General features: G+C 61.5%; 12 protein-coding genes. 8 read left to right on the top strand and 4 right to left on the bottom strand.

Annotated elements, in window-relative coordinates:
- The first annotated feature begins 100 nt into the window (after positions 1-100).
- On the top strand, positions 101-2,020 hold the full coding sequence (locus ACZZZU_RS08225) for a C1 family peptidase (RefSeq protein ID WP_463550316.1): 1,920 nt from the start codon (positions 101-103) through the stop codon (positions 2,018-2,020).
- 51 nt (positions 2,021-2,071) lie between these two features.
- Here the strand turns inward: ACZZZU_RS08225 and ACZZZU_RS08220 are convergent, their stop codons facing one another.
- Positions 2,072-2,320, bottom strand: coding sequence for a YjiS-like domain-containing protein (locus ACZZZU_RS08220; protein WP_122493974.1), 249 nt, complete (start codon positions 2,318-2,320; stop codon positions 2,072-2,074).
- Between the two features lie 207 nt (positions 2,321-2,527).
- Between ACZZZU_RS08220 and ACZZZU_RS08215 the strand changes: the two genes are divergently transcribed.
- On the top strand, positions 2,528-3,952 hold the full coding sequence (locus ACZZZU_RS08215) for an aminotransferase-like domain-containing protein (protein WP_463383547.1): 1,425 nt from the start codon (positions 2,528-2,530) through the stop codon (positions 3,950-3,952).
- A gap of 123 nt (positions 3,953-4,075) precedes the next feature.
- On the opposite strand, the gene ACZZZU_RS08210 is transcribed toward ACZZZU_RS08215, so the two are convergent.
- Together ACZZZU_RS08210 and ACZZZU_RS08205 are read right to left on the bottom strand one after the other, a co-directional pair.
- The gene (locus ACZZZU_RS08210; protein ID WP_463536961.1) at positions 4,076-5,236 is read right to left on the bottom strand and encodes an MFS transporter; all 1,161 of its coding nucleotides are present in this window, start codon (positions 5,234-5,236) and stop codon (positions 4,076-4,078) included.
- Positions 5,237-5,419: 183 nt separating this feature from the next.
- A complete protein-coding gene (locus ACZZZU_RS08205; protein ID WP_122493971.1) occupies positions 5,420-6,913 on the bottom strand; it encodes an aldehyde dehydrogenase in 1,494 nt (497 codons plus the stop codon).
- Between the two features lie 314 nt (positions 6,914-7,227).
- Here ACZZZU_RS08205 and ACZZZU_RS08200 point away from each other — a divergent pair, with 314 nt between their 5' ends.
- From ACZZZU_RS08200 to ACZZZU_RS08175, 6 genes are all read left to right on the top strand, one after another.
- Positions 7,228-7,593: a cupin domain-containing protein gene (locus tag ACZZZU_RS08200; RefSeq protein ID WP_463383546.1), complete on the top strand. Its 366-nt coding sequence runs from the start codon at positions 7,228-7,230 to the stop codon at positions 7,591-7,593.
- Between the two features lie 732 nt (positions 7,594-8,325).
- Positions 8,326-8,541: a YjiS-like domain-containing protein gene (locus ACZZZU_RS08195; protein ID WP_122452719.1), complete on the top strand. Its 216-nt coding sequence runs from the start codon at positions 8,326-8,328 to the stop codon at positions 8,539-8,541.
- A gap of 265 nt (positions 8,542-8,806) precedes the next feature.
- Positions 8,807-9,022 carry a DUF1127 domain-containing protein gene (locus ACZZZU_RS08190; RefSeq protein WP_463550315.1) on the top strand — a complete coding sequence of 72 codons (216 nt, stop codon included), beginning with the start codon at positions 8,807-8,809 and terminating at the stop codon, positions 9,020-9,022.
- 179 nt (positions 9,023-9,201) lie between these two features.
- Positions 9,202-9,522, top strand: a complete 321-nt coding sequence (locus ACZZZU_RS08185; protein WP_463383545.1) for a DUF2388 domain-containing protein — start codon at positions 9,202-9,204, stop codon at positions 9,520-9,522.
- A 190-nt stretch (positions 9,523-9,712) separates the two neighbouring features.
- On the top strand, positions 9,713-10,033 hold the full coding sequence (locus ACZZZU_RS08180; RefSeq protein WP_463383544.1) for a DUF2388 domain-containing protein: 321 nt from the start codon (positions 9,713-9,715) through the stop codon (positions 10,031-10,033).
- A complete protein-coding gene (locus tag ACZZZU_RS08175) occupies positions 10,030-12,003 on the top strand; it encodes a DUF7844 domain-containing protein (protein ID WP_463550314.1) in 1,974 nt (657 codons plus the stop codon). The genes ACZZZU_RS08180 and ACZZZU_RS08175 overlap by 4 nt, the downstream gene beginning before the upstream one ends.
- Positions 12,004-12,006: 3 nt before the next feature.
- Here ACZZZU_RS08175 and ACZZZU_RS08170 read toward each other — a convergent pair whose 3' ends face one another.
- Positions 12,007-12,408, bottom strand: a complete 402-nt coding sequence (locus tag ACZZZU_RS08170) for a GFA family protein (protein WP_122493967.1) — start codon at positions 12,406-12,408, stop codon at positions 12,007-12,009.
- Positions 12,409-12,473 lie beyond the last annotated feature (65 nt).

Raw genomic sequence — 12,473 nt, 5'->3', positions numbered from 1 at the left:
CAGGCCTTTGGTCGGGTGCTGCCGCGGCGGTTTGACTCTGGGGAAAAGCGGTCAATGCTTGGCAGCAGCAGTGTTTCCCACCTCTGGACAAGGAACGGTCATGGCCAAGCGTCCTGTTGCCTCCGGCGCGCCTGCAACCGCAGCGAGCACCGGCAAAAAAGCTGCCTCCACGAAAAGCCCCGCCAAGAAGCCCGCCAAGCCCTCTAAGAAAAGAAGCGCCCCGCAAACATTGGATGTGCGCCGCGACTCCATGGATTTTCGCGACCTCACCTACAGCGCCTCGCTCACGCCGCTACCCGATGAGTTGTACCCGGTGTGGCCGCACCTGACGATTCTCGACCAGGGCACGCAAGGCGCCTGCACCGGTTTTGGCCTGGCCGCCACGGTCAATTATTTGCGCGCCAGCCGAGGCCAGCAGGGCTTGGTCAGCCCGGCCATGCTGTTCGCCATGGCGCGCCGCTACGACCAATGGCCGGGCGAGCGCTACGACTACAGCAGCGCTCGCGGGGCCATGAAAGGCTGGCACAAACACGGTGTATGTCTGGAGGCCAGCTGGCCGTTGACGCGCAAAGCCGGCATCACCCCGGCGATTCAGCAGGAAGCCTTGGACATTCCTCTCGGCGCCTATTTTCGGGTGTTCTCGCGTATCAATGATGTGCAAGCAGCGTTGCGCGATGTGGGCGTGGTGTTTGCCTCGGCGCAAACCCATGGCGGCTGGGAGGCGCCGCGCGATGGCGCGATTGTCTGGCGCCCGCAAGCTGGGGAAGAAGACGGCGGTCACGCCTTCGCCATCGTCGGCTACACCCGCGACGGATTTCTGGTGCAAAACTCTTGGAGTGACTGGGGCGGTTTCACCGTTGGCAAGCACACCTATCCCGGCGTGGCGCTGTGGAGCTATGCCGACTTTGAAGCCAACATCTGGGACGTGTGGGTGGCGCAGCTCGGGGTGAAGGTCAATTTCCAGGTCACCGATACCGCCAGCCGCTACACCGCCGATGGCGGCGTCGCTCGAGCCGCGCAACCGGCGCCGCCTCAGGAATCGATTTACTTGCATTACCTGCACATCGACAACGGCCGCTTCGACGACCAGGGCCAATACGCCTCCGACGCCACGCAGCTGGACGCCATTATCGCCTCGCTGCAAATCACTCAGCCCAAGCACATTGTGCTGTACGCCCACGGCGGCCTGAATGCGGTGGAAGGCTCGGCCATGCGCGCCTTCAAATGGCGGCCGGTGTTCGAGGCCAACGGCATCTTTGAGCTGCACTTCATTTGGGAAACCGGCTTGTGGAGCGAACTCGGCGATTTATTGCGTATCAAGAAACCGGCGGTGGATGAGCGCGTCGGCGCGGCGAGTTCGTGGTGGGACAACCAGGTCGAAAAACTCACGCAGCCGTTGGGCTTTTCGCTGTGGCAGGAAATGAAGCTCGATGCCCAGCGCGCGTTCGTGCCGCAGGGCGCCGGCACCCAGGTGCTGAAGCGCTTGATTGCATGGTTAGCGGGGCAGGGCAGCGCGGCGCCAAACGTGCATTTGGCCGGCCACAGCGCCGGTTCAATCTGGCACGCCCATCTATTGCAGCGCTGGCAGGCGCAGGGCGGGCCGAAAATTGCCAACCTGCTGTTGTTCGCCCCGGCGTGCAGCGTGGCGCTGTATGAGCAAACCATTCTGCCGGCGTTGGGCACGACCATTGCCCAGCAAAAGCTGCTGATCCTCTCGGACCAGGCAGAGCAAGACGACAACGTGGGCCAGGTGTATCGCAAGTCGCTGCTGTATTTGGTTTCTAACGCCTACGACAACAAAACCGCGCGCATTCCGATTCTGGGCATGGAAGTTTTTCAGCCTGAGCGCCAGCCGAAAAACAGCACGCTGGTGATCGCCAACAGTGCCAGCGCACAAAGCAGCAGTCGCAGCCATGGCGGGTTCGATAACGATTTGCCGAGCATGAACAACTTGCTGCAAACGGTACTGGGCAGCGAGGTGCGGCGCTTGTTTAAAGACGAGGATAAGCAGGGGTATTGAAGCGCCGTTTTGCCTGCGGGCAGACAAAACGGCGGCGGTGAACCATACAGATCAGAGCGTCCAGAACGGACGCAGCGCCTCATGGTTGGCTTCAGCGCGGGTAATGCCGATGTCGGCGAGTTGGGCGTCGGTCAAATTCAGCAGCGCGCGGCGGGTGGTCAGTCGCCGCCAGAAGGCGCTCCAGCGCGAGGCGTGCGGCGCTGCCACGGCGGTGTTGAGCGCCACTGCCTTGGCGTGCGCCACTCTTCCCACCAACTGATCGTGACCCAAGGTCAACCGAACATCGCTAAGCCCATTCATTTCCCTCACCTGCTTCTGTGTGTATGTGGGAAGCATGATGCCGAGCCAAACAGAAACCCGACAGATTCAAAAAATGGGTATTTGCTCCATACAGATAAACCCCGCGCTGAGCTGAATGGCGTTTTTTAATGGCATCTGTATGGGTGTTGCCAAAACGCTGCACAAAACGCACGATCTGTGCTTTCCACGCGTGCGCAGGCTTTCCCCATGACCCTTTATGTAAACCTCGCCGAATTGCTCGGTGCCCGTATTGAGCAGGGCTTGTATCGCCCGGGCGATCGGCTGCCGTCGGTGCGTGCGCTGAGCGCCGAGCACGGCGTGAGCCTGAGCACGGTGCAACAGGCTTACCGTCATCTTGAGGATCAGGGCTTGGCGCTGCCGCGTCCGAAGTCGGGCTATTACGTACCGGAGGAACGCCAACAGCCGGCGCTGCCGATGGTCTCGCGTACCGCGCAGCGGCCGGTGGAGGTTTCGCAATGGGACCAGGTGCTGGAGCTGATCAGCGTGGCGCCGGGCAGCGATGGTCTGATTCAACTTGGCCGCGGCCGGCCGGATCACACTAGCCCGACGCTCAAACCATTGCTGCGTTCGTTGTCGCGCCTCAGTCGCCGACAAGACCTCAACGGCCTCACCTACGGCTGCATTCGCGGCCACTTGCCGCTGCGTCAGCAAATTTCCCGGCTCATGCTCGACTCCGGCTGCCAGATTCCTGCCGAAGACGTGGTGGTGACCACCGGATGTCACGAGGCGCTGTCGGCCGCCATTCGCGCCATTTGCGAGCCGGGTGACATCGTCGCGGTGGATTCGCCCAGCTTTCACGGCGTGATGCAGGCGCTTAAAGGCTTCGGCATGAAAGCGCTGGAACTGCCCACCGACCCGCTCACCGGCATCAGCCTGGAGGCGTTGGAACTGGCATTGGAACAGTGGCCGATCAAAGCCATTCAACTGACCCCCACGTGCAACAACCCCATGGGCTACATCATGCCGGACGCCAACAAGCGCGCTTTGATCGCCCTGGCCCAGCGCTATGACGTGGCGATTATCGAGGACGACGTGTACGGCGAACTGGCTTACCACTACCCGCGTCCACGCACGATCAAGTCTTACGACGATGACGGTCGCGTGCTGCTGTGCAGCTCATTTTCCAAAACCGTGGTGCCGGGGCTGCGCATCGGCTGGATCGCGCCGGGACGCTATCTGGAGCGCGTGCTGCACATGAAATACATGGGCACCGGCACCACGGCGCAGCTGCCGCAACTGGCTCTGACCGAGTTTATTGAAGGCGGTCATTACGAGCCGCACATTCGCCGTATGCGCGCGCAATACGCCCGTGGTCGCGACCAGATGACCGAGTGGGTGCGCCGCTATTTCCCGGCAGGTACGCGAGTGAGTCGGCCGCAAGGCAGCTTTATGATTTGGGTGGAAATGCCCGAAGGCTTCGACAGCCTGCGCCTGAACCGGGAACTGAAAGCGCACAAAATTCAGATCGCACCAGGCAGCATCTTTTCGGCGGCGGGCAAATACCGCAACTGCTTGCGCATGAGCTACGCCAGCAAGCCAGACGCCAAGACGGAGGCGGCGGTGAAGGTGGTAGGGGAGACGGTGGCGCGGTTGTTGGCGGAGCATGCCTGACCGCTAAAAGCCCCTCACCCCTAGCCCCTCTCCCGCAAGCGGGCGAGGGGGACGGAACAGCGCGGTCAGCTCCCTCTCCCGTTTATGGGAGAGGGTTGGGGTGAGGGCAAGCGGCTGACGCGATCATTTCCCCCCGACCGCATTAGAGGGCGCGTGCTCGCCCAACCCATTCCCCCGCCACAACAACAGCACAAACCCCGCCGCGCCCACGGCCATCAGCAGCGGCAACGCATGGCCGCTAATCCACTGGCTAACGGCGCCCGTCAGCAGCGGCCCGATCAGGCAGCCAATACCCCAAAGCTGCGAAATGTGGGCATTGGCGCGCACCAGTTGGTCATCGCGAAAACGCTCGCCGATCAGAATCAGCGACAGCGTAAACAGCCCGCCCGCACTGGCGCCGAACAGCACCCATACCGGCCAGATCAGCGGCGTGTGCAGCAGCACTGGCACGCACAAGCTGGAGATCAACAGCACCAAGCCGCACCCCAGAAACAGTCGCTCGCGCGACATACGATCGGCCAGCCAGCCGATGGGCAGTTGCAACAACGCATCGCCCACCACCACCACGCTGGCCATCAGCAGCGCTGTTTCCTGACTGAAGCCCTGACGCAAGCCGTAAACCGGCAGCAGGGTCAGCATCATCGCCTCGAAGGCGGCAAACAGACTGACCGCCCAGGCAATCGCCGGCATGCTCGCGCAAAATGCCCACAGGCCGCGACCCGAGGCGCTATGGCCGTCGACCTTCGGCGCGCCGGTGCGGCCCATCAGCATCAGTGAGCCGCCAATCAACAAGCCGGTGCCGGTCCAGAAACCTAGATCGGTGGCGGTGCCCAGCAGGCTTAGCACCAGCGGCCCGCACAGTTGGCTCAGCGCGTAGCCCGTGCCATACAGTGCCACCAGGCGCCCGCGCCAACGGTCGACGGCCAGTTGATTGATCCAACTTTCGCCGAGGATAAACACCACCGTCAGCGCGACGCCCAAGAGCAAGCGCAGCACCAGCCAAACCGGGTAGCTGGGCAGCAACGCCATCGTGGAAATGCCCAGGGCGCTTATCAGAAAACAGATTTGCATCAAGCCCGTGGTGCCAAAACGCGCCGCCAACCGGCCGGCCAATACCGAGCCGAGCAACACGCCCACCGCCGGCATCGCCGCCATTACACCGATGGCGAAGTTGCCGTAACCCCAGCCCTCCAAACGCAGCGACACCAACGGCATGGTCACGCCAAGTGCCAAGCCGATGCTGACCACCGCCGCGACCACGGCGAAATAGGTTCCCCAACGCATCACCACGGACTCTCTCCCTCCAGTCGGGCCCAAAATAAAACGGCCGGGTCTCTTCGCAGAAACCCGGCCGCAGGTATGGCTCCAAGAGCCGGCTCTTAAAGAGCGGACCTTACTGTTCAGTCGTAAAAACCGAACTCACCTCAACACCATCTTCAAACGGACGACCCGGAGATCGCCCCGATATCACAGTTTAATCCACGTCGATTTCAGCTCGGTGTACTTATCGAAAGCGTGCAGCGACTTGTCCCGACCATTACCCGACTGCTTGAAGCCGCCAAACGGAGCGGTCATGTCGCCGCCGTCGTATTGGTTCACCCACACGCTGCCGGCGCGCAGGGCCTTGGCGGTAAGGTGGGCTTTGGAGATGTTGCTGGTCCAGACCGCAGCGGCCAGGCCGTAGATGCTGTCGTTGGCGATTTCGACGGCTTCTTCGGCGGTGTCGAAGGCGATAACCGACAGCACAGGGCCGAAGATTTCTTCCTGGGCGATACGCATGGAGTTGGTCACGCCGTCGAAAATGGTCGGCTCAACGTAAGTGCCGCCAGTGGATTCCAGCGTGCGCTTGCCGCCAGCCACCAGCTTGGCGCCATCGGCATGGCCGGCTTCGATGTAGCTCAGCACGTTGTTCATTTGCTGGGTGTCGACCAGGGCACCGACGTTGGTTTCCGGGTCCAGCGGGTTGCCGGCTTTCCAGCCTTTGAGGGCGTCGATCACCATCGGCACGAATTTGTCTTTGATCGAACGCTCGACCAGCAGACGCGAACCAGCGGTGCACACTTCGCCCTGGTTGAAAGCGATGGCGCCGGCAGCGGATTCAGCCGCCGCTTGCAGGTCTGGCGCGTCGGCGAAAACGATGTTGGGGCTCTTGCCGCCGGCTTCCAGCCAAACGCGTTTCATGTTGGATTCGCCCGCATACACCATCAGTTGCTTGGCGATTTTGGTCGAACCGGTGAACACGATGGTGTCGACATCCATATGCAGCGCCAATGCCTTCCCAACGGTGTGGCCGTAGCCGGGCAGCACGTTCAGCACGCCAGCTGGAATGCCGGCTTCGATGGCCAGTTGGGCGATGCGGATGGCGGTCAGCGGCGATTTTTCCGAAGGCTTGAGTACCACCGAGTTACCGGTGGACAGCGCTGGGCCGAGTTTCCAGCAGGCCATCATCAGCGGGAAGTTCCACGGCACGATGGCGCCGACCACGCCGATTGGCTCGCGCGTCACCAGGCCCAGCTCGTTGTGCGCGGTGGCGGCTACTTCGTCGTAGATTTTGTCGATGGCTTCACCGCTCCACGACAGCGCGCGGGCGGCGCCCGGTACGTCAATGTTCAGCGAGTCGCTAATGGGTTTGCCCATGTCCAGGGTTTCGAGCAGGGCCAGCTCTTCGGCGTTCTGATCGAGCAGGGCGGCAAAGCGGATCATGATTTCTTTGCGCTCAACCGGCGCTTTGCGCGACCACACGCCGGAATTGAAGGTGGCGCGGGCGTCTTTGACAGCGAGGTCGGCATCCGCCTGGTCACAGCTGGCGACTTGGCCCAGCACACGGCCGTCAACCGGGCTGACGCAGTCGAAGGTGTCGCCCGATACCGCAGCGGTGTATTCACCGTGGATAAAGGCGCGGCCTTCAATCTTCAGATCCTGGGCGCGTTTTTCCCAATCGGCGCGGCTCAAGGTAGTCATGTGTGCGTCCTCTTATTAGTTGAGCTTTATCAAGACGAAACAGGCGTTGCTTGCACGCGCGCCTGTCAAAAATTCTGCAAGCCTACTCGGCTCGCCGGTGCCGGCCACACTAAACCAGAGCACAGCGCCTTTCCAATATTTTTTACACGAGGGCAGTAAACGCCCTTGTCATGTTCGTTTTATTAAACATAGACTGCGACGCTCCGCTGCATGGGTCGTCGTCTCGACGTTCAAGGCATTGAGCGGCTGTGCTGGCCACGAAGGCTGCGCAGAAAAACACACACTTACTTACGCGCTTGGACTGGGACCAGACCATGAATATTGCCGCCGTCGTCGACTTCGCCACTGCCACCACTGCCGCCGAGCACTATCGCCCCGCCGCAGAAAAGGTGCTCCAGGGCGACCCCGAGCAAAGCGTGCGCAACCACTACGCCAGCCCGTGCGGCCAGTTTGCCAGCGGCATCTGGGAAGGCGCGGTGGGGCAGTGGACGGTGAACTACAGCGAACATGAATACTGCGAAATTCTGCAAGGCGTGTCGGTGCTGCGCGACGGCGAAGGCAACGCCAAAACCCTGCGCACCGGCGACCGCTTTGTTATCCCGGCTGGCTTCTCCGGTACCTGGGAAGTGCTGGAAGCGACCCGCAAGGTCTATGTGATTTTCGAGCAAGCGGCGAGCTGATCCCGCTTCGACTGATTCCCTGCGTGAACTTTTAACCCGCTCCCCGCGGGTTTTTTTATGGCCCGAATAACCCGGATGTGGATGGGCTGCGTGACATCTATATAGGGGCGCTTGTGCTCATCCGCGTTCAAGTCGGTACCGGGGGCGTTTTGAGTCCCCATCTCGCCACGCCTGTGAAAGGAGCGCGCGCAGTTGAAACTGTTACGCGTAGCACCGCGGTGACCTGTCAATTTTAGGGAAAACGATCATCTGCGCAGGCCTGGTGCGAAGCACGTCCAGTTGAGGTAAGTAGCGCGAGCAGGCGGTCCTGAGCAATGGGAATCTGCATTTTTCGCTCTCTCGCCGGTTGCATTGCGCAATTCTAGGGTTTCGCGCAATTGACATTAGATAGTGGCTAGCCGGGCTCACCTGAACAGTTGCCGCGAAACCGGAAAAAATCTGTTTTCCCTGCGCATCAACAGAGAAAACACCTGTAGGAAATTGGAAACTGTACTGGTCGGCAGCCGCCGTCTTCGCAGAACCTGACGAACTCGACAGGATTTTTTGAGTAAAAACGCCTCAAAAGTGGGCGAACCGATACAGTTTGCACCGTTATGGATAAAACAGTTTGTGTATAAACTTCCCGCTACCAGCACAATTTGAGGGAACTGTGACTACAAGGTCAGCTGTGCGAGGCGCAACATACGCTTCAGTTAAATAACCAGTCCCGCCATAAGCGGAAGGAAGCAAACCATGGAACGTACCCTCAGTTCCGACATGTTCGTAAGCGAAAAAAGTTCGAAAGCCCAAGCTGCTCTGCCACTGCGCATCGTCTCCAATCTGCTGCTCTGGCAACGCCGCATGTCCAGCCGCCACCAGTTGGCCCGCCTGGATCCACGTCTGCTGGCAGACGCCGGTATCAGTGAAGCCCAGCGCTTCGCCGAGCTGAGCAAGCCGTTCTGGCGTTAAGTGTTGTAACTGGCTGAGGCATTTTTCGCACCAGCCACTGAATTGAATAAACGAAGCCCGCCGCAGGAAACTGCCGGCGGGCTTCGTCGTTTCTGGCCCAGAAAAGCCATTTACACAGCTGCGCCTGGGAAGGGCGGTACAGTTTGAAAAATACGTAAACTGAAGCCGTACAATTTCTGCCCGCTGTCACTGCCGCGTTACCGCTCGCTGGGGGACGATGTTTTCCCATACCCAGCACTCGCGACACAGCGAGAAGGAACGTGCCATGGAACGCGCACTCGGCCAAACCGCCGCTCTTCTGCCCACCCTTGCCCAACGGCGTCCTTTTGTTAAACGCGTTGCCGGCGCAGTTGCGCTGTGGCTGCGCAACGCCCATACCCGCCGGCAGTTGGCGCGGTTGGATGAACGCCAGTTGGCGGATGCGGGCATCAGCTTGTGTGATCGGGAAGTGGAGTTGAGCAAACCGTTCTGGCGCGAGTGAGCGCCATGGTTCGCCTTGTGTTGGGCTTCGCCAGAGGCTCAACCCAACCTGCGGTCGCGAACCTTTTGTTTTCCGCGTGCGAACCTTCCTTATTCGTGCCCCTCCAAGTGCGACCCAAGCGCCGCCGCTGCGCTAGTCTGTCTAGCGATGTCGCCCTTCGTCTCATCTGGAGAAATGCCATGACCACCTTGCGCCTGCTAACTGCTGCTGCACTGCTAACCGTCGCCGCTAGCGCCTCGGCGACCAGTTTTGTTTACACCACCGATGCCGTGGTCGGCGCCGTTAAAGGCACGTCCGATGTCACGTCGGATCTTTCCTCCTCCTTTGGCGACGACAAAATCGTGCTCGCCGCCCGCGAAGACGCTGCCAGCTTTGTCGCCACCGCCGGTGATCTCCGTGGCGCGCGCCTGGAAGCTGCTCTGGCGCATATCCGTCAGCAAGCGCCGCAATTGCAAGCCAGCAGCGACTTGCAACTGGCCCAGTCCATCCTGGTTTTGTAAGCCTGCCGACACGGCGCGACGCTGGCCCCACGTCGCGCCTTCAGCTAGCCTTGGCGCCCGCCGTTGCGGGCGTTTTTGCGACCGCCATCAAATAGCCACAATTGGCTTGGAACTGGCTCTGTCCAAATTCGTCCAAGTGTTTCACTCGCTATCAAGTCATTTTTCCCGCATTTGTTTCGGAGATTTCTCTATGCGCCGTCCGCTTCCGCTCGCCGCTTTCGCTTTGCTGCTCGCCACCGGTGCCGCCCAGGCCCATACCTTGGTGGAAACCAGCGAAATCATCGTTCGCGCCTTCGGCCGTACTATCGATTTCACCTCCGACACCACCACTTCCGTGCGCGATTCCAAAGTGGTGCTCGAAGCCCGTGATGACGCTGCCAGCTTTGTCGCCAGCGAAGGCTCCATTCGTGGCGCCCAACTGGAAGCGGCGTTCACCACCCTGCGAGACCGTGTTCCCGAAGCCCGCGATGCCAGCGACCAGACGCTGGCCGAGGCTATTCTCGCCCTGTGAAACGCCTTTTAGTTCGAGGCGGCGCCTGGCTGTTAGGCGCCGCGCTGCTGTGCGGCGCGAGCCTGGCCCAGGCGCAACTGCGCCTTGAGCTGCAACGTGACGGGTTGGATGCGAACCAGCAGCAGGCCAGTCAGGCACTGCTCGACGAGGCCATGGCGGCGCTACCGCCGGCGTTCGTTCAGCGCCTCGACCGGTCGGTGCGGGTGCGCTGGACCGACGAGTTGCAAAGCAACGCCTATGGTCAGGCCCGCAATGCGACCTTGCTGGTGCTCAACCAACGGCTGTTGCCCGCGCTGACTGACGGCTCGGCCGCCCGCGAACAAACCAATCGCCCCCACGGCACGGTGCGCCAGGAACTGCTCGCCACTGTGCTGCATGAGCTCACTCATATTTACGACCGTGCGCGGCTGTGGTCGCCGGCTGAAAAAACGCTGCTGTTGCGTTGCCAACGCCAAGTTAAAAGCCAGGGCGTGATTGGCCAGATGAACGATTGCCGAGGCCAATCCGAGCGGCGCTTTACCCTCAGCGACGATCCGCGCCTGCTCGATCTTGCCGGCTGGCCGCAATACGTCGGCCGACGTGGCGAGCGTGAAGCGCATAACGGCCAGGTGGCGCGCAGCCCGGACATCTACGAACTGAGCAACCCGCGCGAATTCGTCGCCGTGAACATGGAGTACTTCCTCCTTGACCCGGCGTACGGCTGCCGCCGCCCAGCGCTCAATCGCTACTACCGCGAACAGTTTGACGGCTGGGCGCCGGCCAATGCCGAGTCTTGCCCGAGCACGTTTGCCTACCTAAATGCCGGTCGTGACTTTGCCCGCCAGCCCTTAGGCAAGCTGGATCCCGAGCGCATATACGAGGTTGATTACCTGCTCGCCGAGGCTAACGACGAGTGGGCCAGCCGCTGGGGCCATAGCATGTTGCGCCTGGTGATTTGCGCCCCAGGCCGGCCGCGCGGGCCTGATTGCCGGCTGGACATGGACCAGCACCTGGTCTTGTCCTACCGCGCCTTTGTCGGCGACTTGCAATTGTCGAGCTGGGACGGCCTTACCGGCGTGTACCCCTCGCGTCTGTTCGTGCTGCCGCTTAGCCAGGTGATCGAGGAGTACACCAAGGTGGAGCTGCGCGGGCTGGTCTCGGTGCCGCTCAAACTCGATCGCCCGCAGCTCGAAGCGCTCGTCGAACGCGCCGCCGAGCAGCATTGGAGCTACGACGGCAACTACTACTTCCTGTCCAATAACTGCGCCGTGGAAACCCTGAAACTGCTGCGCAGCGGCACCGATCAGGCGCAGCTGCAAACCCTCGACAACATCATGCCCAACGGCCTGCTGGAAGTGCTGGCGGGGCGGAATCTGGCGGACCTCAGCGTGCTGGATGACCGCCGCGAAGCGCTGCGCCGCGGCTATCGATTCGACTCGTTTCGCGACCGTTACCAGGCCATGTTCGAGGTGCTGAAAGAGCGCATGCCCATCCCGCAGCAAGCCGTGGATGAGTGGATCAGCCTGAGCGCCGAGCAGCGTCGCAGCTGGTTTGAAAAAGCCGACCTGCGTGCCAGCGCCGCCATGCTGCTACTCGAACAAGCCGCGCAGCGCCGGCAGTTGTTATTGGCGCAAGACGAACTCAAGCGCCGCTACCTCAGCAGCCGGGCGCTGGCCGATGGCAGCAGCGGTGAAGCGGGTAAAACTCTGGAGAAAATCCTCGCCAATAGCGGCTTTCTAAGCCGCCCGGCGGAGCTGCTCGACGGTGGCTACGGCCTGCCGCAGGCCAGCGAATGGCAGAAGCTACAAGCCGAGAGCGACAGTCGCCAGAAAGAACTTCGCCAGCTTAGCGACGACCTCGACGGCCAAGTGCGCAGCCTGCTCGAACCCCAGCGCCTGGCCGCGCTGGATGCCGGAGACGCCAACCTGAAACTGCTTAGCGAACACCTGCGCGCGCTGCACAAAGCGTCCGGCGGTTTGGTGCTGCCGTAAGCCTCAGGTGCTTTCGCCATCTTCCGACGGCAAGTGTTCATCCAGATGCAGCCACGGCAAACGCGTGGTGACCCAGATGTGCCGATCAGGTTTGGCCTGGTCGGGGTGGTCGAGGGTGCCGACCGTAATGTCGATGGTTTGCGGGCTGTGCTCGGTATGAAACGTCAGGTGCGCGCCGCAGGTGGGGCAAAACGAACGGGTACAGCCGGGTGAAGAAACGAAGCCTTGGGGCGTGCCCTGGGTCCATTCGAAACGCTCCAGCGGCACCGTGAACCAGGTGGTGACCACCGCGCCGCTGGTGCGCCGGCACATGCTGCAGTGGCAGTGGGCAACGTCGTTGAATGGCGCGTTGAAGCGGTAGCGCAGGGCGCCGCATTGGCAACCGCCGGTGTGGATGTCCGTCATGGATGGCTCTCCTGAATGACCGACACGCCGCCCGGTTCGTGTTGCGCCTCGCGCCTGGGCTGCGC

The organism is Pseudomonas sp. AC136 (genome assembly GCF_979258585.1).
The sequence above is the reverse complement of the archived record's forward strand: the minus strand, read 5'-3'. Positions and strand labels throughout refer to the sequence as shown.

What these genes read in the sequence shown, in the direction of transcription:
- ACZZZU_RS08225 (WP_463550316.1), top strand. Translation starts at nt 101, where the DNA reads ATGGCCAAGCGTCCTGTTGCCTCCGGCGCGCCTGCAACCGCAGCGAGC.
- ACZZZU_RS08220 (WP_122493974.1), bottom strand. Translation starts at nt 2,320, where the DNA reads ATGAATGGGCTTAGCGATGTTCGGTTGACCTTGGGTCACGATCAGTTG.
- ACZZZU_RS08215 (WP_463383547.1), top strand. Translation starts at nt 2,528, where the DNA reads ATGACCCTTTATGTAAACCTCGCCGAATTGCTCGGTGCCCGTATTGAG.
- ACZZZU_RS08210 (WP_463536961.1), bottom strand. Translation starts at nt 5,236, where the DNA reads ATGCGTTGGGGAACCTATTTCGCCGTGGTCGCGGCGGTGGTCAGCATC.
- ACZZZU_RS08205 (WP_122493971.1), bottom strand. Translation starts at nt 6,913, where the DNA reads ATGACTACCTTGAGCCGCGCCGATTGGGAAAAACGCGCCCAGGATCTG.
- ACZZZU_RS08200 (WP_463383546.1), top strand. Translation starts at nt 7,228, where the DNA reads ATGAATATTGCCGCCGTCGTCGACTTCGCCACTGCCACCACTGCCGCC.
- ACZZZU_RS08195 (WP_122452719.1), top strand. Translation starts at nt 8,326, where the DNA reads ATGGAACGTACCCTCAGTTCCGACATGTTCGTAAGCGAAAAAAGTTCG.
- ACZZZU_RS08190 (WP_463550315.1), top strand. Translation starts at nt 8,807, where the DNA reads ATGGAACGCGCACTCGGCCAAACCGCCGCTCTTCTGCCCACCCTTGCC.
- ACZZZU_RS08185 (WP_463383545.1), top strand. Translation starts at nt 9,202, where the DNA reads ATGACCACCTTGCGCCTGCTAACTGCTGCTGCACTGCTAACCGTCGCC.
- ACZZZU_RS08180 (WP_463383544.1), top strand. Translation starts at nt 9,713, where the DNA reads ATGCGCCGTCCGCTTCCGCTCGCCGCTTTCGCTTTGCTGCTCGCCACC.
- ACZZZU_RS08170 (WP_122493967.1), bottom strand. Translation starts at nt 12,408, where the DNA reads ATGACGGACATCCACACCGGCGGTTGCCAATGCGGCGCCCTGCGCTAC.